The organism is Rhizobium brockwellii, from assembly GCF_000769405.2.
Classification (GTDB): domain Bacteria; phylum Pseudomonadota; class Alphaproteobacteria; order Rhizobiales; family Rhizobiaceae; genus Rhizobium; species Rhizobium brockwellii.
This window is the reverse complement of the sequence record NZ_CP053441.1, coordinates 20,984-45,851: the sequence shown is the minus strand read 5'-3', so window position 1 is coordinate 45,851 and position 24,868 is coordinate 20,984. Positions and strand designations below refer to the sequence as shown.

Genomic DNA, 24,868 nt, shown 5'->3' with positions numbered 1-24,868 from the left:
TTCCCGATGGGAACGCCTCGGAGTTTGAAGATGCCTGGTCCTGTGGACCTGCGTCAGGGGATTGAAACGCTCATGCTGTTGAGAGACGAAGTCGAAATGTTGCGAAGGGTGCCGATCTTTTCAAGGATTGCGCCAGCAAAGCTCAAGCTTTTGGCGTTTACCTCCGACCGAATGACCTACAAGGCCGGACAGGACCTCTTCCATCAGGGCGATGTCGGTGATGCCGCCTATGTCATCCTTACGGGTACGGCCGATATCGTCGTCGCCTCACCGGCCGGCGAGATCAAGGTCGCAGATGTCGAACCCAATTCCATCGTCGGCGAAATCGCCATTCTCTGCGATGTCTCGCGCACGGCGACGGTGCGCGCCACCTCGCCGCTCGAGGTGCTGCGCATCAGCAAGGAACACTTCCTGAAGCTGCTCAGCGATTTTCCGGAGATGGCCGTGGAAATCATGCGAGTGCTGGCCGACCGTCTGAACCACACCACCGCGGAACTGACCGCGGCCCGGGCGGCCAAGCAGCCGCAAATGGCGCAATAGGATTCAGCTATAGGATTTGGGTGACCAAACGATCCTCACTTGCCCTCGTGCGTGAGCAAGGCAAGCAACTCGGCACGTTCTCGCACCATCTCTTCCTTAATGACTTCGTGCGGGATCCAGATGGCGTTGGGAGCATCGGCTTCCCGGATCGCTTCCCCAACCCGTTCGAGAAACCATCTCTCGTATGCCGCCGCCTCGTGGGTGCGCCGCAAAGCCTGGGCACTACCCGGTCTCACGTCTCTCCCAGGCATGGCTTCCTCGCAAAGTCCTATTCGCGTTGCTCCAGCGCCCTGCTGAAGGCGAGGGCCGCAAGTGTGCAGATGGCGCCGGACAGCAGGTAGTAGCCGACGAAGGTCAGGCCGAAGCGGCTGGAAAGGCTGAGTGCCACCAGCGGCGCAAAACCCGCGCCGATCAACCAGGCCAGATCCGAGGTGAAGGCCGCACCGGTATAACGGTAGCCGCGGCCGAAGCGGGACGAGATCGAGCCGGTCGCCTGGCCGAAGGAAAGACCAAGCACCCCGAAGCCGATGATGACGAAAGCGTCATGGCCGCTGTTGCCGGATGCGATCAGACTCGGCCCGATAAAGCTGAAGATAGCGATGATGACGGCGCAGATGGCAAGCTGGGCGCGCCGGCCGATACGGTCGGCGATCAGGCCCGAGGCGATGATCGTGAGGATGCCGACCGCGGCGCCGATCACCTGCACCACCATGAAGGCGCCGATCGGCTGGTTGCCGTAAAGGCTCATCCAGCCGAGCGGAAAGATGGTGACGAGGTGGAACATGGCAAAACTCGCGAGCGGCACGAAGGCGCCGATCAGGATGTCGCGGCCGTGGACGCGTAGCACGTCGAGGATGGGGGCTGCTTCCAGCTCATGCTGCTCAAGCAGCGTGCCGAACTCCTTCGTCATGACGAGCCGCAACCGCGCAAACAGCGCCACGACGTTGATCGCGAAGGCGACGAAGAATGGATAACGCCAACCCCAGGAGAGGAAATCCTCGCTGGAAAGATTGGCGACGAAATAACCGAAGAGGGTGCTGGCCAGCGCAAAGCCGATCGGCGCGCCGAGCTGCGGGATCATCGCATACCAGCCGCGGTGCCTGGCCGGCGCGTTGAGCGCGAGCAGCGAGGCAAGGCCGTCCCAGGCGCCGCCGAGCGCGAAGCCCTGGCCGAGACGAAAAAGCGCCAGCAATGCGATCGACCAGGCGCCGATCTCCTCGTAACCCGGCAGGAAGGCGATCGAGGCGGTGGAGCCGCCGAGCAGGAAGAGCGCGATCGTCAGCTTGGTGCCGCGGCCGTACAGCCGGTCGATCGTCATGAAGACCACGGAGCCGACCGGGCGGGCCAGGAAGGCCAGCGAGAAGATGGCGAAGGAATAGAGCGTGCCCGTCAGCCTGTCCGGCGCGAAGGGGAAGATCAGCTGTGGAAAGACCAGGACCGAAGCGAGGCCATAAACGAAGAAATCGAAGAATTCCGACATGCGGCCGATCACCACGCCGATGGCGATACTACCAGGCGAAACCGGTTTGTCGTCGTGAATGCGCCGCGCGTCGCGTTCCAGCGACGACGACGACGGTCCGTAATGCGATGTTGTAGCCATAAAACGCCTCCCTCGTTGAAGCGCTTTCGGCAAGGCGCCTCAGCCTGATCTTGATCAAACCTGCAGGCTTATCAAGTCCGTAAGACGCAAATAGTTCATCATCACGGCTCAAAATGAGGCTTGGGCAGAAAAAATAGCGTGATCCGACCGGCGATTTTTCCCGGGGACGCTGGCTTGGCCGGCTCTTGCGGATATATTGCAACAAAACATGCGCTGGCGAAAGAATCCTTCTTGATTTCATCAGGATTTCAAAGCTGTAGTGCACCATGATTTATGCCGCAATGCGGCATGCTTGCTGCACTGCGACCAAACACCTCATGTCGCTATCAGGTTCAGTGCGTTAGTCGCGGAACGAACGAAACAACAAGAGCTTAGAGACGTGCTAAAACTCGTGAAGTTTTCCCGCCTTCTATCCGTCTTGCCGCTGCTTTTCCTGGCAGGATGCAACATGGTGGTCATGGCGCCCTCCGGCGACATCGCCGTGCAACAGCGCGACCTCATCGTCATCTCGACGGTGCTGATGCTTTTGATCATCATACCGGTGATCTTCCTGACGCTGTTCTTCGCCTGGCGCTACCGCCGCTCCAATACGGCCGCCACTTACGCGCCGGAATGGCACCATTCGACCCGCCTCGAAATCGTGATCTGGGCAGCGCCGCTGGCGATCATCATCGCGCTTGGCGCCGTCACCTGGATTTCCACGCATAAGCTCGATCCCTACCGCCCGCTCGACCGCCTCGATGCGGAGCGCGCCATTCCGGCCGATACCAAGCCGCTGATCGTCGAGGTCGTGGCGCTCGACTGGAAGTGGCTGTTCTTCTACCCCGAACTCGGTATTGCCACGGTCAACGAACTCGCTGCCCCTGTGGACGTGCCGATCAATTTCAAGATCACCTCCTCTTCGGTGATGAACTCCTTCTACATCCCGGCCCTTGCCGGCCAGATCTATGCCATGCCGGGCATGGAGACGAAGCTGCACGCCGTCATCAACAGGCAAGGCGAATATGAGGGCTTCTCCGCCAACTACAGCGGAAGCGGCTTCTCGCATATGCGCTTCAAGTTCCACGGCCTCGACCAAGCGGGCTTTGACGCCTGGGTGGCGCAGGTCAAGCAGCAGGGCACGATGCTCAACCGCGACGCCTATCTGAAGCTCGAGAAGCCGAGCGAGAAGGAACCGGTGCGTTATTATGCCGGCGCCGATGCCGACCTTTACAATGCCATCCTCAACATGTGCGCCACGCCGGGCAAGATGTGCATGAACGAGATGATGCACATCGACATGATGGGCGGCGGCGGCAAGGAAAGTGCCGAGAACCGCGAGAAGCTGCAATACGACAACCGTCATGCCGACGAAGGCATCGTGGCGCCCGCCGCCACCGTGCCGGCGACCGGGGCTCCGGCACGCAGCGAACCTGCCGAGCGGACCGACGGCAACAGCATGCAGCACGACATGCCCGGCATGCCTAGCACGCCTGGAATGGACATGCAGCATGAGGGTCATTCGATGCCCGGCATGAGCAATGGCGCCGATCCGGCGCCGGCGCAGCTCAACAACAACAATTAACCTGGCGCTTTGCGTCGCAAGACATAATGAACGGGTTGTTCCATGTTTTCCAATCCTGACCTCCTGAAGTTCGTCTTCGGCCGGTTGACCCTCGATGCCATTCCCTATCACGAGCCGATCCTGGTCGTGACCTTCATCGGCGTCGTCATCGGCGCCATCGCGGTGCTCGGCATCATCACCTATTTCAAGTTCTGGGGTCCGCTCTGGCGGGACTGGATCTGCAGCGTCGATCACAAAAAAATCGGCATCATGTATGTGATCCTCGCCGTCATCATGCTGCTGCGCGGCTTCTCCGACGCGATCCTGATGCGCATCCAGCAGGCGATCGCCTTCAACGGTTCGGAGGGCTACCTGCCGCCGCACCATTACGACCAGGTCTTCACCGCCCACGGCGTCATCATGATCTTCTTCGTGGCGATGCCCTTCGTCACCGGTTTGATGAACTTCGTGGTGCCGCTGCAGATCGGCGCGCGCGACGTCTCCTTCCCCTTCCTGAACAACTTCTCTTTCTGGATGACCACCGCCGGCGCGATCATCATCATGCTGTCGCTGTTCATCGGCGAATTCGCCCAGACCGGCTGGCTGGCCTATCCGCCGCTGTCGGGTGCTGCTTATAGTCCGGGCGTCGGCGTCGATTATTATATCTGGGGCCTGCAAGTGGCCGGCGTGGGGACGACACTTTCGGGCATCAACCTGATCGCCACCATCGTCAAGATGCGTGCTCCAGGCATGACCTTCATGAAGATGCCAGTCTTCACCTGGACGGCGCTTTGCACCAACGTGCTGATCGTCGCCTCCTTCCCGATCCTGACGGCAACGCTGGCGCTTCTGTCGCTCGACCGCTACGCCGGCACGAACTTCTTTACCAACGACCTCGGCGGCAATCCGATGATGTACGTCAACCTCATCTGGATCTGGGGTCATCCGGAGGTCTACATCCTCGTGCTGCCGGCCTTCGGCATCTTCTCGGAAGTCGTCGCCACCTTCTCCGGCAAACGCCTGTTCGGCTATGCCTCCATGGTCTACGCGACCTGCGTGATCATGATTCTCTCCTACATCGTCTGGCTGCACCATTTCTTCACGATGGGCTCGGGCGCCAGCGTCAACTCCTTCTTCGGCATCACCACGATGATCATCTCCATCCCGACCGGGGCGAAGATGTTCAACTGGCTCTTCACCATGTATCGCGGCCGCATCCGCTATGAGGTGCCGATGCTCTGGACGGTCGGCTTCATGGTGACCTTCGTCATCGGCGGCATGACCGGCGTCATGCTGGCCGTGCCGCCGGCCGACTTCGTGCTGCACAATTCGCTGTTCCTCATCGCCCACTTCCACAACGTCATCATCGGCGGCGTACTCTTCGGCATGTTCGCCGGTGTGAACTACTGGTTCCCGAAGGCCTTCGGCTTCAAGCTCGATCCCTTCTGGGGCAAGATGAGCTTCTGGTTCTGGCAGATCGGCTTCTGGTTCGCCTTCATGCCGCTCTACGTGCTGGGCCTGATGGGCGTCACCCGCCGCATGAATCAGTTCGAGGATCCGTCGCTGCAGATCTGGTTCATCATCGCCGCCTTCGGCGTCGGCCTGATCGCGCTTGGCATTGTCGCCTTCCTGATCCAGATCGCCGTCAGCTTCATGAAACGCGAGGAATTGCGCGACGACAGCGGCGATCCCTGGGACGGCCGCACGCTGGAATGGTCGACCTCCTCGCCGCCACCGGACTACAACTTCGCCTTCACGCCCGTGGTGCACGACCATGACGGCTGGTACGACATGAAGAACCGCGGTTATGCGCGTCCGCTGGAAGGTTTCCGGCCGATCCATATGCCGAAGAACACCGGCACCGGCGCGATCCTGTCGGCCATCAGCGTCGCCCTCGCCTTCGGCCTGATCTGGTATATGTGGTGGCTGGTGGTCGTCTCCTTCGTCGCAATGCTCGTCGTCGCGATCGGCCATACCTTCAACTACAGACGCGACTTCCACATCACCGCCGAAGAGGTGACCGAAACGGAAGGCAAGCGCACTGCGCTGCTTGCCGAACAGGTGTAATTGCCCATGAGCGATCAAAATATCGACACGGCCGAAAAGCCTGAATTCTACCTGACGGAAGACCATCATCCCGAGAACAGCACCAATCTCGGCTTCTGGCTCTACCTGATGAGCGACTGCCTGATCTTCGCCGTGCTGTTTGCGACGCACGGCGTTCTCGGCCGCAATTATGCCGCCGGCCCGTCGCCCGCCGATCTCTTCGATCTGCCGATCGTTGCCCTCAACACCTCGATGCTGCTGTTTTCTTCGATCACCTACGGCTTCGCCATGCTGCAGATGGAGCGGAACGCCAAGGCGGAAACGCTGTTCTGGCTTGGGGTGACCGGCCTGTTCGGCGCAGCTTTCATCGGGCTCGAGCTCTACGAGTTCATTCACCTGATCCACGAAGGCGCCGGGCCGACGCGCAGCGCCTTCCTCTCCTCCTTCTTCACTCTGGTCGGCACGCACGGGCTGCACGTCACCTTCGGCATCATCTGGCTGATCACGCTGATGGTGCAGGTGTCGATGCACGGGCTGGTCGAGGCCAACCGCCGCCGCCTGATGTGCCTGTCGATGTTCTGGCACTTCCTCGACGTCGTCTGGATCGGCGTCTTTTCCTTCGTCTATCTGTTGGGAGTTCTCGGATGAGTTCGCAAGCACCTGCCCATGAGGATGCCCACGAGGCTCATCACGGCCACAGCCACGGCCATCAGGCCGGCCATGGCACATTCCGCAGCTACATGACGGGCTTCGTGCTCTCCATCATCCTGACCGCCATTCCCTTCTGGCTGGTCATGTCAGGCGTGTTCGAGAGCCCGGCGGTGACGGCGGTGCTGGTGATGGGCCTCGGAGCGATCCAGATCGTCGTCCATATGGTCTTCTTCCTGCACATGAATACCAGGAGCGAGGGCGGCTGGACGATCATGGCGCTGATTTTCACCCTCATCATCGTCGCCATCGCGCTCTCCGGTTCGCTCTGGGTCATGCATCATCTCAACACCAACATGATGCCGATGAGCCCCGAGATGATGAAGAACATGCCGTGACTATGACGAAGGGGCGGCGGCAGCGTCACCCGCAGGCTTCCTCGGAAAAATCCGATGGACGGCGTCATCGGGCAAAACGCGCAATCTTCGCCGTCTGCCTGATACTGCTTGCCGCGGCACTCGCGGCACTTGGCACCTGGCAGGTCGAGCGGCTGGCCTGGAAACGCGACCTCATCGCCCGCGTCGACCAGCGTGTGCATGCACCACCCGTGCCCGCCCCGGCACGCGCCGACTGGAACAAGGTCAATGCCACCGATGACGAATATCGGCGGGTGACCGCGGCCGGGATGCTGGCGAATGACAAGGAGACGTTGGTCTATGCCTCGACCGAGCTCGGACCGGGCTATTGGGTGATGACGCCGCTGATGCTGACCGATGGCACATCAATCCTCGTCAATCGCGGCTTCGTGCCGACCGACAGGCGCGACCCGGCCTCACGCCGCGAGGGCGAACCATCAGGCCCGGTCGAGATTACCGGGCTGATGCGGATGACGGAGCCGAGGGGATCGCTACTGCAATCCAATGACGTGGCCGCCGACCGCTGGTATTCGCGCGATGTCGCGGCGATCGCGCAAAAGCGCGGTGTCAGCGCGGTCGCGCCCTATTTCATCGACGCCGATGCCACGGCCAACCCGGGAGGCCTGCCTGTCGGCGGCCTGACGGTCATCGCTTTCCCCAACAACCATCTCGTCTACGCGATCACCTGGTACGGGCTGGCGGCGATGGTGCTGGGATTGCTGGTCTTCATTCTTCGTGGCGAGAGGGCCGCTATATAATGCAGCAGTAATCACCCTTAGGAGGCGATCCGACTGATCGCCTCGGCGAGCTGCGCTTGCGAAAAGGGCTTGCCGAGGCGTGGCAGATTGGCGATGCCGGCGCCTTCGGGGATTTCGGCGTAACCGGTTGCGAGGATGATCGGTATCTCGGGCCATTCCTTGCGGATCGCCTCCGCGAGCTGCGCGCCGGTCATGCGCGGCATGGCATGATCGCAAATCACCAGGTCCACCCGCTGCTCGCGCAGGATGTCGAGCGCTTCGGGACCCGCCATCGCCTCGAACACGGTATGGCCGAGATCCTCCAGCATAAGAGTCGTATTCATCAGCACCAGACCATCGTCATCGACGGCGACGATGCGCAACTGACGCGGCGCGTTTTCCTCGCGTTGCGGCAGGTCCGCAGCTGTCGCGGTCACCTGCTCGGCAATGACAATCGGGAACCACAATTCGGCCGTCGTGCCTTCGCCGAGGCTGCTCTTCAGGATGAGGCGGCCGCCGGACTGGGTCGCAAGGCCCTGCACCATGGAAAGCCCGAGGCCGGTGCCTTTGCCGACCCCTTTGGTGGTGAAGAACGGCGTGATTGCCTGCTCCACCGTCTTGGCATCCATGCCCTCGCCTTCGTCGATCACCGCAATGCGGACATAGCGGGCGGGCGGCAGCGGACTCTTGCCCGAGGGCACCGATTCTTCGGACGCGCGAAGCACGATCCGGCCGCCCGACGGCATCGCATCGCGGGCGTTGACGACGAGGTTCAGGATAGCCATCTCCAGCTGGTTCGGATCGGTCAGGATCGTCGGCAGCCTGACAGGGAAAGAGGTCTCGATCACGGTCAGCGGGCCGAGCGAACGGCTCAGCATATCCATCATGCCGCGGACCAGGCCGGAGACGTCGATCGGCTCCATGTGCAGTTCCTGCCGGCGGGAAAAGGCAAGCATACGCTGCGTCAACGCAGCACCCCGCTGGGCACCCTGCATGGCATTATCGACGAGCGAAGTCAGCGAGAGATCCTGCGGCATGCGTTTCTTCAGGATTTCGAGACTGCCGAGGACAGCCATCAGCAAATTGTTGAAATCATGGGCGATACCACCGGTCAATTGACCGATCGCCTCCATCTTCTGCGACTGGAAGAGCTCTTCGCGCGCCTGTTCCAGTGCCCGCTGGGTCTCCATCTTCTCGGTGATATCGCGGGTGATCTTCGCGAAACCGAGCACATCACCTTCCTCGTCGTGGATGGCGTCGATGACGATGCTTGCCCAGAAACGGGTGCCGTCCTTGCGGACGCGCCAGCCCTCCCTCTCGAACCGGCCCTCGGCGCGCGCGATGCCGAGCGCCGTCTCCGGCAGACCGGCTTCGCGGTCTTCGGGAGTATAGAAGGTCGAGAAATGCCGACCGATGATTTCTTGCGGCCGATAACCCTTGATCCGCTCGGCGCCGAAATTCCAACTGCTGACGTTGCCGTCGGGATCGAGCATGTAGATCGCATAATCCGAGACGCCCTGAACGAGCCGGCGGAACTGTTCCTCGCTTTGGCGGATCGTCTGTTCAGCTGCTCTGCGTTCGGTCAGGTCGCGCGTGATCTTAGCATACCCGATGAGCTCGCCGGAGGGACGACGGATAGGATCGATGATCACATGCGCCCAGAAGCGGCTTCCATCCTTGCGCTGGCGCCAGCCTTCTCCCTCGAACCGGCCGTGCTCCTCAGCCGTGGCGAGCGCACGCGCCGGCACTCCTGCGGCGCGGTCCTCTGGCAGATAGAAACGGGAAAAATGCTTGCCGAGAATTTCGGAAGGCGTGTAACCCTTGAAGCGCTGCGCGCCAGTATTCCAGCTTGTGATGATGCCTTCGGGGCTCAGCATATAGATAGCATAGTCGGTGATGGCATCGACCAGAAGGCGAAAGCGTCCCTCTTCGTCAAGAGACGTGTCATGTCGATTCAGCACTTCCATATGCGCCCCTTAACCACCAGCGCTTTATAACGCGGCAGGGGGCGGATGGTTCCGAAGCAGCCCGAATTTCAAACCGCCTTGACCTGCGGGTAGAACCGCTCCCCGACACGCTCGGCGGCGGCATAAGCCTGCGAGACGATCTCCGGCACGAGATCGATATCGGGCAGGCTGCCGAGACCGAGCGGGCCGACGGCAAAGAGCCCGGCGACCGTCGAACCATCCTCGAGGAAGGGCTCGCCGCGCGCATTGACCGCGAGCCCCAGCGAGAGCTCGTCCGGCATGGCGAGACCGGCGGAAAGCAGGCTCTGCATCAGCGGCGCTGAAAGATCCGGCGCCTGGCAGCGGCAATCGATGATGCGCTCGGCATGGATGACCTCTTCGGCAGTGGAACCGGCCGGTGTGAAGAACAGGCCGCTCAGCCCCCGGCGGCCGGCCAGGCCGCGGCGTAGCACCGTGCGGCCTTCGGCGAGCTCGCGTTTCAGACGCAGGTGCATGGCCTCCGGCAGGCGGTTGCGATGGCTGTCGTAGATTGCCCTGAGATGGCGGTTGAACTGATGTTTGTGGCGGGCCGGCAGCGCACGCCAAAGCGAGCGGGCATGTTTTCTGAGGCCGTTCATCACCGATTGCCAGCTTCGTCCCGCTTCCTCCGCCTCGCGACAGGCTTCACGGATGAAGCGCACGATCTCCGGCAGGCTCTGCGGCAGCGCTTCGGCCGGGAACACCGGATCGGCGGAATTCGGCGTATGGCTCTGCGGCAGGAAGCCGCGCCGGGAAATGATCGTGACCTGGCCGGCATAACCGGAATCGCGCAGCTGCAGCAACTGATCGACGACACGGATGCCGCTGCCAAGCAGCACCGCATGCGGCCGCGCGACGAGGCGCTGGGCCCTGACCGGCGAAGCGTCCTCACCGCCGGCATCCGGCGCCGTCAGGCCGTAGCCGGTGGCGAGGATGACGGTATCAAATAGCGGATTGGCGGGATTGGCGCTTTCGAGCAGGAAGCGGTTGCCATGGCTCCTGCGGATCGCCACAACAGGATCGTTGCAGACCTGCACGGTGATGTCCCTGCGCGCGGCGAGTGCCTCCGAAAAGCGCTGGTAGACATAATCGCTGAAGATTTCCTTCGGCACGAAGATCTGCCGGAACCCGGGAATAGCGGCCGGCACGGCGGCGCGGAAGACGGCATTGCTGCAGAGCCAGTCGTTGAAATCGTCATTGTCGCCGACCGAGACAGAAAGATCGCGCACACGGGTGTTGAGGATCGTCGAGGAGCGGGCCGAGGCCAGCGCCTGCCCGCCGCTGACCGACGAATTCGGATCGAACAGCTGGAGATGGAAGGGCGCGCGCACTGTCTTCATCAATGCGATGGCCGTCATCATCCCGGAAAAGCCGCGCCCGACGATCGCAATGCGCGGCACGGCTGATATCTGCGCCGCCGCATTGGCTCTGGCGGAAAAAAGTCCCTGAACCGTCATCGCAACTCCTTTGCGGCTTCATCCGCACCCTGGGTCGATCGAGGTTTCAACGCATAAAACAGTGGTTCACGCGTTGATGAGGTTCATGCGGCCATTCACAACACCTGCCGCGGCATCGGGCTCCGAACCAGCGGCCCCGCAACGAAACTAGGGGAGCAAGCACGCTCGTCCATAGTCTATCAAACTGGTAGTGTATGAAAGCGCTAAATGGCGCAGGTGGCAAGAGGTTTGTTGCCACTTATCTGCAAGATATTGAAATAAAACATAATTTAGACGTATTCCGTGGAAGCTCGGTCGACCTGTGCTCCCCGAGCCGGGAATTGAACTTAAACATGTCAGCTCGGCAGCGGCCTCAACTGCCCTCGCCCGGATATTGTTTTGCCTTCAGCAGGCCCGCCATATGCGCCGTGTTACGGGCCAGCATGTCGACGGCATTGGTCACGACCTTCGGCACCTTGTCGAGATCGACGAAATTGGTGGACCCCATTGCCTCGCCAACCCAATAGGCGACTGCATTGGCCGGAATGGTGAAACCGACGTCGTTCAGCGCTTGGAAGAGCTCGGCCGACACATGATGGGCGCCGTCCTCATTGCCGACGACGGCAACCGTCGCGACCTTGCCATAGGAGACCATGCGGCCCTCATCATCGGTCTCCTCGAGGAAGGCGTCCATGCGCTCCAGCGCCCGCTTGCAGACACTGGATGGCTGACCGAGCCAGATCGGCGTCGCCATCAGCAGGATATCGGCGGAGAGCACCTTGGCGCGAATATCAGGCCAGTCATCGCCGGCGCCTTCGTCGGAGGTGACGCCCGGCTTGACGTTGAAATCGGCGAGGCGAAGCACTTCGGTGACGACACCGTGAGCGGACATCACCTTGTCGATCAGACCGATCATCCGGTCGGTCGAGGACGCGTCCTTGGCGTCGCTGGTCTTCAGCGTGGCGTTGAGGGCGAGGGCTTTGAGCGGCATGGCTCTCTCCGATAGCGGTCGGCGGTTGGCGTTCGCCTGCTGCAACCCGTTCGCGCGCAGATTGTTCCCGCCCGGATGCGAGGCGACCTCACGTAAAAATAACCAACTGGTGAATTCTTTACTTGAACCCCCAAATGGAATCGGCAAAAGTGAAGATGCTATCAATCCCTTCATGGATTTGCCGTCTTTTCGGGCCAGCGTCCGACCACACATCTATTGGAAAAAATACCGTGAGCAGCGATGCGTTAACACGCGCGACGAAGCCTTCGGCTTCGATGGCGCTTGCAACTGCGGCAGGCTGGGGCCGAGGCCTCTTCACATTGGTGCGTATCACCATGATGGCCTTCCGCCACCCCTGGCAATCCGGCTTTGCGATCGGCGCCACGCTTGTCGCCTCGACCTTCCAGCTGATGATCCCGCGCCTTCTCGGCCACGCCGTCGACCACACGCAGATGGCGATGACCGGCGGTGCCGCGGGCCAGGCGGCACAGGACGCGCTTTTGACCACGGCGCTGCTGCTGCTTGGCGCCAGCGTGCTGCGCGGCCTCTTCACCATGGTCCAGAACTATTACAGCGAAGCCGTCGGCCATCACATCGGCTACGAATTGCGGCTGGCCTGCTACGAGAAGATCCAGCGACTTTCTTTCAGCTTTCATGACACCGTGCATTCCGGCGACCTGATCACCGTCGGCCTGCTCGATCTCGAAGGCGTGCGGATGTACTTTTCCACGGCACTCGTCCGGATGATCCTGCTGTCTATCCTGATCGGCATCGGCGCCTATATGCTGCTGTCGACCGATATCCTGCTCGGCCTGCTGGCGCTGAGCTTCGTACCCTTCGTCGGCTGGCGCTCGTCGGTGACGCAACTCAAGCTGCGCGCCACCTGGCTCGACCTGCAGGAACGGCTTTCGGTGCTGACCCGCATCATGGAGGAAAATCTCGGCGGCATCCGCGTCGTGCGCGCCTTTGCCGCCCACCAACACGAGATTTCGAAGTTCGAGGCCGCGTCGAAGAGCGCGCTCGCGCTCGCGCATCAGCGCGTCGGCATTCGCGTCACCAACACCAGCGCCATGACCCTCTCCTTCTTCGCGGCGATGGGCCTGGTGCTCTGGTTCGGCGGCGGCAAGGTGATGTCGGGCGAAATCACCGTCGGCACGCTGGCCTCGTTCCTGACCTTCATGACCATCCTGCAGATGCCGGTGCGCCAGCTCGGCCTGATGGTCAATGCCTTCGCCCGCGCCTCCACCTGCGGCTCGCGCCTCTTTGCCCTGCTCGACCTCGACGTCGCGATCAAGGATGCGCCGGATGCGAAGGAGCTGAACCTCACCGACGGCGTGCTGCGCTTCGAAAACGTCAGCTTCGCCTATCCGGGTTCCGAAAAGCGCACCGTTCTCGACGATGTCTCCTTCGAAGCCAGGCGTGGCCAGACGATCGGCATCGTCGGGCCTCCCGGCAGCGGCAAGTCGACCATCGCCCATCTTATTCCCCGCTTCTACGACGTCAGCGGCGGCAAGATCACCATCGATGGCCAGGACATCCGCAAGGCGACGCTGCAATCGCTGCGCCGGGCGGTTGCCGTCGTGCAGCAGGATTCCTTCCTGTTCACCACGACGATCGAAAACAACATCGCCTATGGCGACCCGTGGGCGAAGGAAGGCCGGATCGAACGCGCCAGCGAAAGCGCCCAGCTGCACAACTACGTGCTCGGCCTTCCGACAGGTTACGGCACCGTCGTCGGCGAGCGCGGCGTTTCGCTGTCGGGCGGCCAGCGGCAGCGTCTTTCGATCGCCCGCACGCTGATGCTGAAACCGGCGGTGATGGTATTCGACGATTCGACGGCGGCAATCGATGCTGCCACCGAGCAGCGCATTCGCGGCGCCATGCGCCGCTACGCCGCCGACCGCGTGACTCTCATCGTCGCTCACCGCCTGAGTTCGCTGATGCATGCCGACCAGATCCTGTTCGTCGAAGACGGCCGGATCGTCGAGCGCGGCACGCATGAGGCGCTGCTGTCGCTCGGCGGGCGCTACAAAGCACTTTACGAGCTACAGGTGCGGCCGGGCGACGAGGTCTTGAGCGCCTAGCGACGTACTCCCTCTTCTCCCCACCGGGGAGAAGTGCCGAGCAAAGCAAGGCGATGAGGGGGCGAGGAGCGATAGCGACGAGTGCCCTGAGCGGAAGCGATGGGCAAATAAGGGTGTGCCGTGCGGCCCCCTCATCCGCCCTTCGGGCACCTTCTCCCCGCTGGGGAGAAGAGAGGATAAGTACTGAATGTGCAGGCCACCGGAAGTGATGGCCGCGGGAGGAATGACATGGCCGAGGAACTGGAAACCGAGCGCCCCGACGTTCGCGAGGATGGACGCCGCCCGCCGCGGGCGGTGGTTGGTTCGCATCGCGTCGAGGAGGAGATGTTCGGCAAGGCCTTCGACGGCAACATCGTCAAGCGCATCTGGGTTTTCGTTCACCCCTATCGCCGCCAGGTCCTCTGGTCCGTCGTCGCAGTTTTGACCTTCACAATGATGCAGCTCACCATCCCGCTGATCATCCGCTATGCCATCGACCATGGCATGTCGCCGGGCGGCAATCATTCGGCGCTGGGCTGGTCGATCGTCGCCTTCACGATTGCCATCCTCATCAACTATGCGGCAAGCTACGCGCAGGAGACGCTGGTCGGCGGCGTGGCGGAAGATGTGCTCTTCGATATCCGCAAGGCGATGTTTTCGCATCTCCAACGCGTTTCGCTCTCCTTCATGGACAAGACCGAAGTCGGCCGGCTGATGTCCCGCCTGCAGGGCGACGTCAACTCGATGCAGGAATTCCTCGAAACCTCGGTGCTGTCAGTCGGCGACATCGTGCTGCTCTTCGGCATCATTTTCGTGATGCTCTATCTCGATTTCAAATTGGGACTATTGACGCTCTCGGTGCTGCCGGTGCTGTTCATCGTCAGGCTGTTCTGGCTGCCGCTGGCGCGCAAATCCTTCATGGCCGCGCACGAGACCAATTCGATTGCCGCTGGCGCCCTCGCCGAAGCGATCCACGGTGTGCGTGCGGTCCAAAGCATGGACAGGCAGGGCGTCAACTTCACGCTTTACGACGACAAGGCGCACGCCAACTTGCAGACGCATCTGACGGCGGCGCGCTATGCGCAGGTGATGGTGCCGATCGTCGATAGCCTGACCGGCGTGGCGATGGCGCTCGTCATCGTCGTCGGCGGCGCCCGCGTTCTCAATCAGGCGCTCGATGTCGGCGTGCTCGTCGCCTTCCTGTTCTACATTCAGCGCTTCTTCGACCCGATCCGTTCGCTGACCCTGCAATATTCGGTGATGCAGCGTGCCATGGCTTCCGGCCAGCGGCTGACCGAAGTGCTCGACGTGCCTGTCGACATCAAGGATGCGCCTGGTGCCACGGCGCTATCGCGCGACATGGACGGCTCGGTGGAATTCAAGGACGTCGTCTTCGGCTACAATCCGAAGCATCCGGTGCTGAAGCATGTCAGCTTCAAGGTCAATCCCGGCGAGACGGTGGCATTGGTCGGCCCGACAGGGTCCGGCAAGTCGAGCTGCATGTCGCTGATCCATCGCTTTTACGACGTGCAGCAGGGCCAGGTGCTGGTCGGCGGCGACGATGTGCGTCATCTGACGCAGGATTCGCTCGGAGCGCAGATTGCCATGGTGCTGCAGGAACCCTTCCTCTTTACCGGCACCGTTTTCGAAAACATCCGCTACCACAAGCTGGAGGCGACGCGCGAGCAGGTGATCGAGGCGGCAAAGGCCGTCGGCGCGCATGACTTCGTGATGCGCCTGCCCGATGGTTACGACAGCGTTCTCGGCGAGCGCGGCGGCAACCTTTCGCTCGGCCAGCGCCAGCTGTTGAGCTTTGCCCGCGCATTGGTGGCGGACGCAAAGATCCTCGTGCTCGACGAGGCGACGGCCAATATCGACAGCTATACCGAAATGCTGATCCAGAAGGCGCTGGTGAAGCTGCTCGAAAACCGCACCGGCCTCGTCATCGCCCATCGGCTTGCGACGATCCGCGAGGCGGACCGCATCATCGTGCTGCAGAACGGCGAAGTCATCGAAAGCGGCAACCACCGCCAGCTGATGAAGAACGGCAAACTCTATTCCAAGCTCTACAATCTGAACTACTCCTCCTTCGACGACATTCCCGAAGACGTGCTGGAAGAGACGACGGCAGCGGAATCGGCGACCTAGCGCATCGTGCTTTCCGACAATCGGAGCCGATTTTCGGAAAGCGCGATGCGAGGATTGAAAGTGTTAGAGCGTCTTTTGTGCTGTCGTAAAGACGCACGGCGCTCTCGTTTAGGGCGTGCATTAATGCCTGTCGCAAAGTTTGAACGAACCAACGCGTTGCTGCCGCATTTCTCTCTTATCTGGGGCGAGTGCCACTGAGGAGAATGTTATGAAACGAGTTATTAGCAGCCTGTTGATCGCGACGGCCCTTGTTGGATCGGCTATTCAGCCTGCTGCCGCACGCGATCACCGCCATCACGACAATACTGGCCGAATCATCGCCGGCGGCGTTGCCGCAGGCGTCGTCGGCGGCCTGATCGGCGGCGCAATCGCCAATGGCGGCCCTCGCTACGTCGAAGAGCCTCGTTATGTCGACGGCCCTCGCTATGTCGAACCCGCGCCGAGATGCTGGTATGAGGACCGCGATGTCCGCAACCGCTATGACGGCGGCTATCATGCCGAAACTGTACGCGTCTGCGAATAACGGGTTCAGAACCCGTCACCGGGAGCCGAACTCTCGAGCGGCGTGACCTGATCATTCGTCGTCGCCGCTCGTATTCGTCCCCTCAGCCGAGGTTCGTCCGCAGCCCGGCACGTTCTGCAATGAACATTGGCTGCGTTTGAGCGCCATGTCAGCTTATTCCGCGGTTATTCCCCTTTTCGAAAAAATCTGGTGCCATGCGATCGCTTGTCATCCGGCTGTCAGAGACGATCAATAGCTGAAAGCCGATGAATGATGGTCCAATGAACGGCGCCAAGGCGCCGAAGAAAGAACGCATGCGGTTCGTCAGCGCCGAACAGGTAGCGCAACTGGCGGGCGTTTCGCGCTCCGCGGTCTCACGCACCTTCACGCCGGGTGCCAGCGTCGCTCCGACGACGCGCGAAAAGGTACTGCGGGCAGCGCAAGAGCTCGGCTACCACGTCAACGACCTGGCGCGCGGCGTGCTTGCCAATCAAAGCCGCCTCGTCGGCATCGTCGCGACCCGGCCGGAAGTGGGTTTTCGCGCGCATCTGGCGGCAGCACTTGCCAAAGCCCTGATCAAACGCGGCAGCATCCCGATCCTCATCAACACCGGCCAGACGGAAGACGAGCTGCTCGCCGCACAGAAGATGCTGATCGGCCACCGCGCCGAGGCGATCATCATTCTGTCCGGCTCGCCGCCGGCGAGTTTCTTCGAACTCGCACAGCGAAACGGCCAGCCGCTCGTCGTGATCGGCCGATCGGAACCCGACGCCGACCATGTGCGCGCCGGCAACTCCGAAGCCTCCCGCAAGGCGGCGACGGCCTTTTACGAAAGCGGCAGACGGAGGCTTGCGGTCGTCGGCTCCAACACGGGAACGCCTGCTATCATCGAGCGCGAGAGCGCTTTTCTGTCGACCGCCGAGTCGCTCGGCACATCCGTCGTCATCGGACGCGGCGGCGATTCGGACTATGACGGCGGTGTTGCCGCCGCGCGCGCACTCTTTTCGGAGACAATAAAGCCCGACGCCGTTTTCTGCGCCAACGACCAGATCGCCTTCGGACTGATGGATGTCGTGCGCCTGGAAGCGCGGCTGCGCATCCCCGAGGACGTCGCCGTCATCGGCTTCGACGACGTGCCGGAATCCTCCTGGCTGAGCTACAGGCTCACCACCTTCCGCCAGGACCCGCTGACCATGGCGCTGCGTGCCGTCAAATTGATGGAGCGGCGGCTTGAAAATCCCGATGCGCCTCCGGGTTACGAACGCGTCATTCCGGAACTCGTCATCCGCCAGAGCTTCAGACCCTGACCTTTCCGCGCGGCTTTTCGCGGGCGCCATCCTGTGGCAAGAAGGGGCATGACGCTTTATTTGCCGCATGTCGTTGTCCCAAAACCGCTGCACACTTTTGGGCGACATGCATTGGGGAGGAAGATCGCCTGAGATGAAGGGAATTCGCCAGCTCGCCGAGCATCTCGACATTTCGATCGGGACCGTATCCCGTGCGCTGAACGGCAAGCCCGACGTCAACGACGAAACGCGCCGTCGCGTGCTCGCCGCCGCCGAAGAGCTCGGTTACGTCGCCAACCAGTCGGGCCGCAGCCTTCGCCAGGGCATGACCAACGTCATCGGGCTGATGCTCGAGGTGAGCCGCGAGACGGTCGAAAACAGCGACGACTTCTTCCTTGGCGTCACCGACGGGCTGCAGAGCGTCTTTTCCCGTCACAAGCTCGATCTCGTCATGCTACCCTGCCCCGATGACGAGGACCCACACGAATATCTGAAGCGCATGGTGGCGCGCCGCCTTGTCGACGCGCTGATCATCTCTGCGACACGGCGCACCGACCGGCGCATAGAGCTTCTGGAAAAGGCCCGCATCCCCTTCGTGACGCTCGGCCGCAGCGCGTCGGGCGGCAGTTACACCTGGATGGATCTCGATTTCGAGGGCGTGGCGACGCGCGGCGTCGACCGGCTCGTCGCCAAAGGCCACCGGCGGATCGCGGTGGCTGCACCCTCCTCCGACATCAATCTCGGCTACCTCTTCCTCGACGCCTACCGCCAGGCGCTGCAACGGCATGATATCCCCTTCGACCCGGCCCTCGTCATCCGGGTCAAGTCGAGCGAACAGGGCGGCTATCAGGCCGGCCACGAATTGCTGATGATCAAGCAGCGGCCGACGGCGATCATCCTGATCCATGAACTGATGGCGATCGGGCTTTACCGACGGCTTGCCGAGGCCGGCGTCGCGCCCGGCCGTGACCTCGCCGTCGTCGGTTTCCGCGAGGAGCCGCGCACGCTTTTCCTGCAGCCGACGCTGACGTCCTTCCGCATGTCGCTGCGCGACCTCGGCGCCCAGCTCGGCGAAACCCTGCTCGCCACCATGCCGACCTATGCCGATCACTATCCGCAGGGCGCCCGCAACAGGATCTGGCCGCTGGAACTCGTTCCCGGCGAAAGCGACGCTTTCACGCTGACGGCCTGAAGCCCACCGCGCAGATATGTTTCGCGGCTTGTATCAGACCCGGCTTGGAGCAGCCTGCTCCCTGCTCGACAGCCGATGCGTGACGAAGAAGACCAGCAGGGCTCCGGCCGCCAGGCAGGCGGCCAGGAAGAACATCGGCGCGATCGTGCTGCCGCTCGCTTCCTTGATCCAGGGCACGACGTTCTGGGCGACGAAACCGCCGAGATTTCCGACCGAATTGATGGCGGCAAGGCCGGCTGCAGCTCCCGCGCCCTTGAGGAAACGTGAGGGCAGGCTCCAGAACACCGGCTGGGGCGCAAAGATCCCGGCAGCGGCAACGCAGAGGAAGGCGAATTGCAAAGTGTGGTTCGGGATCAGCGCCGAGAGCAGCAGGCAGCCAGCGCCGATGAAAGCCGGAATGACGATATAGGGCGTCTTCGATTGCGCCTTGTCGGCCATGGCGGGAACGACATAGAGCGCGATCGCGACCAGCACCCAGGGGATGATGTTGAGGAAGCCGTTCACCGTGTTGCTGACGCCGAAAGCCTTGACGATGGTCGGCAGCCAATAGCTCAGCCCATAGGCCGAAAGCGGAAAGGCGACATAGCAGAGCGCCATCAGCAGAACGCGCGGATCGATGAGGGCCTTGAAGCCGTTTCCAGCATTCTCGCCCATGCCGGCATTTTCGGAAGTGAGCCTGCGTTCGAGCCAGTCCTTCTCCTCGCTGCTCAGAAAGCTTGCACTTTCAGGCCGGCCGGGAAGGTAGAAGAAGGTGACGATGCCGGCGATCACAGCCGGAACACCGGTCGCCAGGAACACCCACTCCCAGCCGGCAAAGCCGTAAAGACCGTCGAGATCGAGCAGTACGCCGCCGAGCGGCGCACCGACGGCATTGGCGATGGCACTGAAGATCATGAACAGTCCCACCATCCTGCCGCGATAGGCCGAGGGAAACCACAGCGTCAGCAGATAGAGGACGCCGGGAAAGAAGCCGGCTTCGCAGACACCGAGCAGGAAGCGCAGGATATAGAACATCGTCGCGTTCTGCGTGAAGGCGAGCGCGATGGTGACGATGCCCCAGGAGACCAGAATGCGGGCGAACCAGACACGGGCGCCGAGCCTGTCGAGGAAGAGGTTGCTCGGCACCTCGAAAAGAAAATAGCCGATGAAGAAGAGCGAAGCGCCGAGGCCGTAGGCATATTCGCTCATTCCGAGGGCATCGACCATCTGCAGCTTGGCGAAACTGACGTTCTGCCGGTCGATATAGGCGATGAGATAAAGGATGCCGAGAAATGGCATCAGCTTCCAGGTGATTTTCGAGATCAGCCGCTTCTCGTCGACCATAAGTATCCTCCGATATGACCATGCTTCGCCACGGCGTAGATAGAGCGGTCAACCGATAATCAACCGCGCATTGCATTTTCTCAGGCGCGGCGACCGGATCATATGGCCGCACCCGGACACCGGGTGCGGCCTGTCTTTAGATCATTCAGCAGCGGCAACAGCCGCGCGACGGCCGATCGTCGCCTGGGTCAGCGCGAAGGCTGAGAAGGCGCAGAGCGCGATGCCGGCGGCCATCGGAACGGCTGTACCGTCGAAGAAGACGCTCGATACGACCATGGCGACGGCGGCGATTGCGAAGTGCAGCGTGCCCATCAGCGACGAGGCCGTGCCGGCGATCTCGCCGTGATCCTCAAGGGCAAGCACCGCGCTCGTCGGGATGACGAGGCCGAGGAAGCCGTAGCCGATGAACAGGAAGGTCGCCAGGACAGGCAGCTGATTGAATCCAGAAGCCATCACCACCGCCATCACGACCATCGCAAGCGCATAAGCGCTGACCGCAATCCGCATGACGCGCACCAGGCCGAAACGCTCGCCGAGCCAGCCCGTGGCCTGCGATACCGCGAAGAAGGACACGGCATTGATCGAGAAGGCGAAGCTGTATTGCGTCGGCGTCAGCCCGTAATGCTGGATCAGCACGAAGGGCGAATTGGCGAGATAGACGAGGAAGCTCGAAATGCCGAGGCCGCCGATGAAGGTCAGCGTCAGGAAGTTGCGGTCGGCAAGCAGCAGGCGGTAGGCCGCCATGGCGCTCTTCAGACCGCTGCCGCTGCGTTCGGTCGCCGAACGGGTTTCGTCAAGCTGTGTCGCAAGCAGGACGAGGCCGATGAAGGCGGCGATCGTCACGGCCCAGAATACGCCGCGCCAGCCGTAAAACTCGATGACGGCGCTGCCCGTCAACGGCGCCAGGATCGGCGAGATCGAAAAGACCAGCATTAGCAGCGACATCAGGCGGGCGGCCTGGACGCCGGTATGCATGTCGCGGACGATGGCGCGCGGAATGACCATGCCGGCGGCACCGCCGATACCCTGAACGAAACGGAAAGCGATCAGCGTTTCGATATCGGTCGCCAGCGCGCAGCCGATCGAGGCGACGGCGAAGAGGCCGATGCCGAGATAGAGCGGTAGCTTGCGGCCCCACATATCCGACAGCGGACCATAGACCAGCTGGGCGAGCGCAAAGGAGATGAAGAAGGCGAGAAGAGTGAGCTGGGTGACGTTGTTATCGGCATGCAGGTCCTGGCCGATGGACGGCAGCGCAGGCAGATACATATCGATGGCAAAAGGCCCGATGGCCGACAGAAGGCCGAGAATGAGGGCAATGCGAAAGAAAGGAGCCGTCATAATGGTGTTCTTTCATAAAAGCGCAGCGGAGGTACCGGATCGTCGCTCCGCCACATTGCTCTTAGAGCGCCGTGCGTCCTCTCGGACGCACAAAGGACGCTCTAACTCTTTGAATTTACGCATCGTGCTTTCCGAAAATCGGAACCGATTTTCGGGCCGATGCGCTAGGGTTCAATGATGATCGTTCGCGCGAAGACGAAGTTGGGAGCTCATATCTCCAGCGACGGAACCAAGACTGTCAACAAATTTGGACACAGATGTAAAATTAGACGCCATTGTCTAAAACGTCAAGACGTCTTATCTTCGCTGTCATGAAAGAACGCATGACACCGGCAGCCCGGATGACGGGGCATACGCAGCGCGGACAATGCGCCAAGCGCATGTCGATCCTCGATGCCGCGGCCGACGTATTCTGCCGCCAGGGTTTTGCCGGCGCCAGCATCGACGAGATCGCCGCCGTCGCCTGCGTCTCCCGCCAGACGATCTACAATCACTATCGCGAGAAGGAAACGCTGTTCGTCGCCGTCGTCGAAGACGTCATGAACCGCGCCAACGCCATGCTGTTCTCGGTGCTGTCGACCTTTCCTGAACGTGCCGACGATCTGGAGGACGAGCTGACGGCCTTCGCCGTGCGCCTCAACAAGAACTGCATCTGCAACCACGACGGAAAATTCCTGCGCAAGCTGGTGCAGACCGAGGGCGAGCGATATCCGCACCTCTTTGAAAGCTGGCGCCAGCAGGGGCCAGGCAAGCTGATCACCGCACTGTCAGCACTTTTCGCGCGGCTTGCCCACAGGCAAGCGCTTATCATCGACGATTTCGACGTCGCCGCCCGGCAGTTCGTGGCACTCGGCAATGCCGACCTGCAGATGATGATCTTTCTCGGCGCCACACCCACCGATGAAGAACTGGAAAAGGCAGCGCGCAACGCGGTTCGCACTTTTCTCAAGGCCTATGGCAGGCCAGGGGCGGAAACGACCGGCCATCCGCCGCAACTCGCAACCATATCAGGCTGATCGGGCCCTTCCGGTCAAGCCCTCCGATCAGGCAAAGACCGTCATTTGTGCGGGCACGACCGCGAACATGCCGACGCGGCGCGCGGCAAGATATTTCACCAGCTGTTCGACAACCGACGGCATGACCGGCTTCTGAACCACGCCGACCGCGCCCTTGACGCCATCGGCGACCACTTCGGGATTGCCGGTCATGAAGACGACGGCAATGCCGTGCTCCTGCGCCAGCCGTCGGCCGATCTCAGGCCCGGTCGGGCCGTCGGCGAGATTGACGTCGACGAAGGCGATATCGGCAAGCGGCGCCAGCCGCAGCGCCTGTTCGCGATCATGCGCAAGGCCCGCAACCTGCATGCCCATGCCTTCCACCGTCGCCTCGAGATCGAGCGCGATCAGGAATTCATCTTCGACGATCAATACTCTCTGTTTCATGAGATCATCTCGTTGCCAGCGCCGCACGACATTGGTGGCCATGATACGTCCCCTTGGTTACGCCTGTACTTCTAAAGAGGGATCCGCTCCGGCAGCTTATCCCACACGAAACTCACGGTGGTAACGGGCGACTCAACGATATGTTCCGTGGTGGAACGCGATTTCCTGTATTTAAGATATTGTTAACGTTGATATATTCTTAAGAATAAGGGAGCGAAGAAAAAAGGCGGCATCGGAGCGTGCTCCGTCTCAAGCATGCGCCTTCTGGATGAGGGCGCGATAAGACGATATAGCCATTCCGTGAGCTCAAGGACGAGGATCATTGTTGAGAAACAAATTTATCATTTTGGCCGCCGTGGTCGTCAGCTTGTTCGTTTATACTAAATTGATGGCCAAGATCGGCTCAGGCTCGCCGCCTCCAGCTGCGCCGCTAGAGCAGCGGGCTGACCTCATTCGTGTTTATAAAGCCGAACGTCGCATGGTCCTTCTCAGAGGCGATGCTCCCCTCTCTACATATCGGATTTCTCTTGGGACGGCTGCCGATGAGGGTCCCAAGCAACGGGAAGGTGACGAGAAAACACCTGAAGGACGTTATGAAATAGACTGGCGAAATCCTCAGTCCATGGCGCATCTGAGCCTGCACATCTCATATCCAAGCCCCGATGATCGGCGCGACGCTGAAGCAGGTGGCTTTCCTCCCGGCGGCAATATCATGATCCACGGGCTTCCCAACGGATGGGGCCTAGTCGGAAACGCCCATCAACTGTGGGATTGGACGGACGGGTGTATCGCAGTCACCAACGCGGAAATGCGCGATATTTGGGCCCGCGTCCCCAACCATACACCCATAGAAATTGTGCCCTGAACTATCGCTCTAAGCTGTCGGCTTCATCAGCTCTTGGTCTTCAGCACGAGCGCCGGTTTGCCGCGGTAGTCAGTGGGAAACAGCGACTTCAGGTTCTCTATTTTCGGCAGGTCGTTGTAGACGATATAGGGATAGGTCGGATTGAGCGTCAGGAAATCCTGATGATAGGCTTCGGCCGGATAAAAGCCTGTGGCTTCGGACACTTTGGTGACGATCGGCTGCGGGAAGACATGCGCATTGTCGAGTTGGCTGATATAGCTCTCGGCGACCTTGCGCTGCTCGGGATCGGCAACGAACAACGCCGAACGGTACTGCGTTCCCTGGTCCGGGCCCTGAAAATTCAACTGCGTCGGGTTGTGCGCCACCGAGAAGAAGATCTGCAGCAACTTGCCGTAGCTCACCTGTTTCGGATCGAACGTCACCTGGACGGATTCGGCGTGACCCGTAGAGCCGGTGCTGACGGTTTCGTACTGCGCCGTTTTGGCGTCGCCGCCGGCATAACCGGAGACGGCGCTCTCAACGCCCTTGACGTGCTGGAAGACGCCCTGGACGCCCCAGAAACAACCTCCGGCGAAAATAGCCGTCTCGGTGCCTGAGCTGGAGGCCTCGTCAATGGCTGGCGGCGGGATGACGACGGCATCCTCGGCCGCGTCCGCGACACACACGCCGAGCGAGAATAGAGTGGCAGCAAGGAGCGCGGCAAGGCTCCTGCGGTGGGAAGACGTGGACATGGCGCTACCTCCTGCGATGGCCCAAATCCTTGC

Annotated in this window: 23 protein-coding genes; 13 read left to right on the top strand and 10 right to left on the bottom strand. The window is 61.5% G+C overall.

What is annotated here, in order from left to right; all coding sequences use genetic code 11:
* Positions 1-72 precede the first annotated feature (72 nt).
* The gene (locus RLCC275e_RS28305) at positions 73-540 is read left to right on the top strand and encodes a cyclic nucleotide-binding domain-containing protein (RefSeq protein ID WP_012763550.1); all 468 of its coding nucleotides are present in this window, start codon (positions 73-75) and stop codon (positions 538-540) included.
* A gap of 35 nt (positions 541-575) precedes the next feature.
* On the opposite strand, the gene RLCC275e_RS28300 is transcribed toward RLCC275e_RS28305, so the two are convergent.
* Genes RLCC275e_RS28300 through RLCC275e_RS28290 form a run of 3 tightly spaced genes read right to left on the bottom strand, consistent with a single transcriptional unit; the run spans position 576 to position 2,408 of the window.
* Positions 576-791: a hypothetical protein gene (locus RLCC275e_RS28300; protein ID WP_406657473.1), complete on the bottom strand. Its 216-nt coding sequence runs from the start codon at positions 789-791 to the stop codon at positions 576-578.
* Positions 792-808: 17 nt separating this feature from the next.
* Complete coding sequence (locus tag RLCC275e_RS28295; RefSeq protein ID WP_033183794.1) at positions 809-2,140, bottom strand: MFS transporter; 1,332 nt, start codon at positions 2,138-2,140, stop codon at positions 809-811.
* Complete coding sequence (locus RLCC275e_RS28290) at positions 2,049-2,408, bottom strand: hypothetical protein (protein ID WP_130708069.1); 360 nt, start codon at positions 2,406-2,408, stop codon at positions 2,049-2,051. Before RLCC275e_RS28290 ends, RLCC275e_RS28295 begins: the two co-directional genes overlap by 92 nt.
* A gap of 111 nt (positions 2,409-2,519) precedes the next feature.
* On the opposite strand from RLCC275e_RS28290, the gene cyoA reads away from it, so the two are divergent.
* From cyoA to RLCC275e_RS28265, 5 genes are read left to right on the top strand one after another with little or no spacing between them, the layout of a single operon-like run.
* Positions 2,520-3,704: a ubiquinol oxidase subunit II gene (gene cyoA / locus RLCC275e_RS28285; protein WP_082229846.1), complete on the top strand. Its 1,185-nt coding sequence runs from the start codon at positions 2,520-2,522 to the stop codon at positions 3,702-3,704.
* Positions 3,705-3,746: 42 nt separating this feature from the next.
* Positions 3,747-5,750: a cytochrome o ubiquinol oxidase subunit I gene (cyoB, locus tag RLCC275e_RS28280; RefSeq protein WP_033183796.1), complete on the top strand. Its 2,004-nt coding sequence runs from the start codon at positions 3,747-3,749 to the stop codon at positions 5,748-5,750.
* Positions 5,751-5,756: 6 nt separating this feature from the next.
* Positions 5,757-6,377, top strand: coding sequence for a cytochrome o ubiquinol oxidase subunit III (gene cyoC, locus RLCC275e_RS28275; RefSeq protein WP_033183797.1), 621 nt, complete (start codon positions 5,757-5,759; stop codon positions 6,375-6,377).
* Positions 6,374-6,775 (top strand): cytochrome o ubiquinol oxidase subunit IV, encoded by a 402-nt coding sequence (gene cyoD, locus RLCC275e_RS28270; protein ID WP_012763555.1) that lies wholly within the window; start codon positions 6,374-6,376, stop codon positions 6,773-6,775. Before cyoC ends, cyoD begins: the two co-directional genes overlap by 4 nt.
* Positions 6,772-7,551: an SURF1 family protein gene (locus RLCC275e_RS28265; protein ID WP_033183798.1), complete on the top strand. Its 780-nt coding sequence runs from the start codon at positions 6,772-6,774 to the stop codon at positions 7,549-7,551. Before cyoD ends, RLCC275e_RS28265 begins: the two co-directional genes overlap by 4 nt.
* 17 nt (positions 7,552-7,568) lie before the next feature.
* Here RLCC275e_RS28265 and RLCC275e_RS28260 read toward each other — a convergent pair whose 3' ends face one another.
* From RLCC275e_RS28260 to RLCC275e_RS28250, 3 genes are all read right to left on the bottom strand, one after another.
* Entirely contained in the window at positions 7,569-9,497 is a 1,929-nt protein-coding gene (locus tag RLCC275e_RS28260; RefSeq protein WP_033183799.1) for a hybrid sensor histidine kinase/response regulator, read from the bottom strand.
* Positions 9,498-9,565: 68 nt separating this feature from the next.
* On the bottom strand, positions 9,566-10,972 hold the full coding sequence (locus RLCC275e_RS28255; RefSeq protein WP_033183800.1) for an FAD/NAD(P)-binding protein: 1,407 nt from the start codon (positions 10,970-10,972) through the stop codon (positions 9,566-9,568).
* A gap of 352 nt (positions 10,973-11,324) precedes the next feature.
* Positions 11,325-11,942, bottom strand: coding sequence for a flavodoxin family protein (locus RLCC275e_RS28250; protein ID WP_033183801.1), 618 nt, complete (start codon positions 11,940-11,942; stop codon positions 11,325-11,327).
* 122 nt (positions 11,943-12,064) lie between these two features.
* Between RLCC275e_RS28250 and RLCC275e_RS28245 the strand changes: the two genes are divergently transcribed.
* The 5 genes from RLCC275e_RS28245 to RLCC275e_RS28225 all read left to right on the top strand — a co-directional run bounded on the left by RLCC275e_RS28245 (position 12,065) and on the right by RLCC275e_RS28225 (position 19,133).
* On the top strand, positions 12,065-14,026 hold the full coding sequence (locus RLCC275e_RS28245; protein WP_171816981.1) for an ABC transporter ATP-binding protein: 1,962 nt from the start codon (positions 12,065-12,067) through the stop codon (positions 14,024-14,026).
* A gap of 228 nt (positions 14,027-14,254) precedes the next feature.
* Positions 14,255-16,153 carry an ABC transporter ATP-binding protein gene (locus RLCC275e_RS28240; RefSeq protein WP_033183803.1) on the top strand — a complete coding sequence of 633 codons (1,899 nt, stop codon included), beginning with the start codon at positions 14,255-14,257 and terminating at the stop codon, positions 16,151-16,153.
* A gap of 208 nt (positions 16,154-16,361) precedes the next feature.
* Positions 16,362-16,676: a hypothetical protein gene (locus RLCC275e_RS28235; RefSeq protein WP_033183804.1), complete on the top strand. Its 315-nt coding sequence runs from the start codon at positions 16,362-16,364 to the stop codon at positions 16,674-16,676.
* A 245-nt stretch (positions 16,677-16,921) separates the two neighbouring features.
* Complete coding sequence (locus RLCC275e_RS28230; protein ID WP_033183805.1) at positions 16,922-17,962, top strand: LacI family DNA-binding transcriptional regulator; 1,041 nt, start codon at positions 16,922-16,924, stop codon at positions 17,960-17,962.
* 133 nt (positions 17,963-18,095) lie between these two features.
* Positions 18,096-19,133, top strand: a complete 1,038-nt coding sequence (locus RLCC275e_RS28225) for a LacI family DNA-binding transcriptional regulator (RefSeq protein WP_033183806.1) — start codon at positions 18,096-18,098, stop codon at positions 19,131-19,133.
* Positions 19,134-19,166: 33 nt separating this feature from the next.
* On the opposite strand, the gene RLCC275e_RS28220 is transcribed toward RLCC275e_RS28225, so the two are convergent.
* Both RLCC275e_RS28220 and RLCC275e_RS28215 read right to left on the bottom strand, forming a co-directional pair.
* Positions 19,167-20,456: an MFS transporter gene (locus RLCC275e_RS28220; protein ID WP_033183807.1), complete on the bottom strand. Its 1,290-nt coding sequence runs from the start codon at positions 20,454-20,456 to the stop codon at positions 19,167-19,169.
* A 141-nt stretch (positions 20,457-20,597) separates the two neighbouring features.
* Positions 20,598-21,797, bottom strand: coding sequence for a multidrug effflux MFS transporter (locus RLCC275e_RS28215; protein ID WP_033183808.1), 1,200 nt, complete (start codon positions 21,795-21,797; stop codon positions 20,598-20,600).
* Positions 21,798-22,072: 275 nt separating this feature from the next.
* Between RLCC275e_RS28215 and RLCC275e_RS28210 the strand changes: the two genes are divergently transcribed.
* Positions 22,073-22,813 carry a TetR/AcrR family transcriptional regulator gene (locus RLCC275e_RS28210; protein ID WP_033183809.1) on the top strand — a complete coding sequence of 247 codons (741 nt, stop codon included), beginning with the start codon at positions 22,073-22,075 and terminating at the stop codon, positions 22,811-22,813.
* 27 nt (positions 22,814-22,840) lie between these two features.
* Here RLCC275e_RS28210 and RLCC275e_RS28205 read toward each other — a convergent pair whose 3' ends face one another.
* A complete protein-coding gene (locus RLCC275e_RS28205; RefSeq protein WP_033183810.1) occupies positions 22,841-23,281 on the bottom strand; it encodes a response regulator in 441 nt (146 codons plus the stop codon).
* Between the two features lie 283 nt (positions 23,282-23,564).
* Here RLCC275e_RS28205 and RLCC275e_RS28200 point away from each other — a divergent pair, with 283 nt between their 5' ends.
* A complete protein-coding gene (locus RLCC275e_RS28200; protein ID WP_033183899.1) occupies positions 23,565-24,104 on the top strand; it encodes a L,D-transpeptidase family protein in 540 nt (179 codons plus the stop codon).
* 26 nt (positions 24,105-24,130) lie between these two features.
* Here RLCC275e_RS28200 and msrA read toward each other — a convergent pair whose 3' ends face one another.
* Positions 24,131-24,835 carry a peptide-methionine (S)-S-oxide reductase MsrA gene (gene msrA / locus RLCC275e_RS28195; RefSeq protein WP_033183811.1) on the bottom strand — a complete coding sequence of 235 codons (705 nt, stop codon included), beginning with the start codon at positions 24,833-24,835 and terminating at the stop codon, positions 24,131-24,133.
* Positions 24,836-24,868: the final 33 nt, after the last annotated feature.

Bases quoted from the DNA above. Each gene is read 5' to 3' on its own strand.
- RLCC275e_RS28305 (WP_012763550.1), top strand. From the start codon at position 73: ATGCTGTTGAGAGACGAAGTCGAAATGTTGCGAAGGGTGCCGATCTTT.
- RLCC275e_RS28300 (WP_406657473.1), bottom strand. From the start codon at position 791: ATGCCTGGGAGAGACGTGAGACCGGGTAGTGCCCAGGCTTTGCGGCGC.
- RLCC275e_RS28295 (WP_033183794.1), bottom strand. From the start codon at position 2,140: ATGGCTACAACATCGCATTACGGACCGTCGTCGTCGTCGCTGGAACGC.
- RLCC275e_RS28290 (WP_130708069.1), bottom strand. From the start codon at position 2,408: ATGGTGCACTACAGCTTTGAAATCCTGATGAAATCAAGAAGGATTCTT.
- cyoB (WP_033183796.1), top strand. From the start codon at position 3,747: ATGTTTTCCAATCCTGACCTCCTGAAGTTCGTCTTCGGCCGGTTGACC.
- cyoC (WP_033183797.1), top strand. From the start codon at position 5,757: ATGAGCGATCAAAATATCGACACGGCCGAAAAGCCTGAATTCTACCTG.
- cyoD (WP_012763555.1), top strand. From the start codon at position 6,374: ATGAGTTCGCAAGCACCTGCCCATGAGGATGCCCACGAGGCTCATCAC.
- RLCC275e_RS28260 (WP_033183799.1), bottom strand. From the start codon at position 9,497: ATGGAAGTGCTGAATCGACATGACACGTCTCTTGACGAAGAGGGACGC.
- RLCC275e_RS28255 (WP_033183800.1), bottom strand. From the start codon at position 10,972: ATGACGGTTCAGGGACTTTTTTCCGCCAGAGCCAATGCGGCGGCGCAG.
- RLCC275e_RS28250 (WP_033183801.1), bottom strand. From the start codon at position 11,942: ATGCCGCTCAAAGCCCTCGCCCTCAACGCCACGCTGAAGACCAGCGAC.
- RLCC275e_RS28240 (WP_033183803.1), top strand. From the start codon at position 14,255: ATGGCCGAGGAACTGGAAACCGAGCGCCCCGACGTTCGCGAGGATGGA.
- RLCC275e_RS28235 (WP_033183804.1), top strand. From the start codon at position 16,362: ATGAAACGAGTTATTAGCAGCCTGTTGATCGCGACGGCCCTTGTTGGA.
- RLCC275e_RS28230 (WP_033183805.1), top strand. From the start codon at position 16,922: ATGAATGATGGTCCAATGAACGGCGCCAAGGCGCCGAAGAAAGAACGC.
- RLCC275e_RS28225 (WP_033183806.1), top strand. From the start codon at position 18,096: ATGAAGGGAATTCGCCAGCTCGCCGAGCATCTCGACATTTCGATCGGG.
- RLCC275e_RS28220 (WP_033183807.1), bottom strand. From the start codon at position 20,456: ATGGTCGACGAGAAGCGGCTGATCTCGAAAATCACCTGGAAGCTGATG.
- RLCC275e_RS28215 (WP_033183808.1), bottom strand. From the start codon at position 21,797: ATGACGGCTCCTTTCTTTCGCATTGCCCTCATTCTCGGCCTTCTGTCG.
- RLCC275e_RS28205 (WP_033183810.1), bottom strand. From the start codon at position 23,281: ATGGCCACCAATGTCGTGCGGCGCTGGCAACGAGATGATCTCATGAAA.
- msrA (WP_033183811.1), bottom strand. From the start codon at position 24,835: ATGTCCACGTCTTCCCACCGCAGGAGCCTTGCCGCGCTCCTTGCTGCC.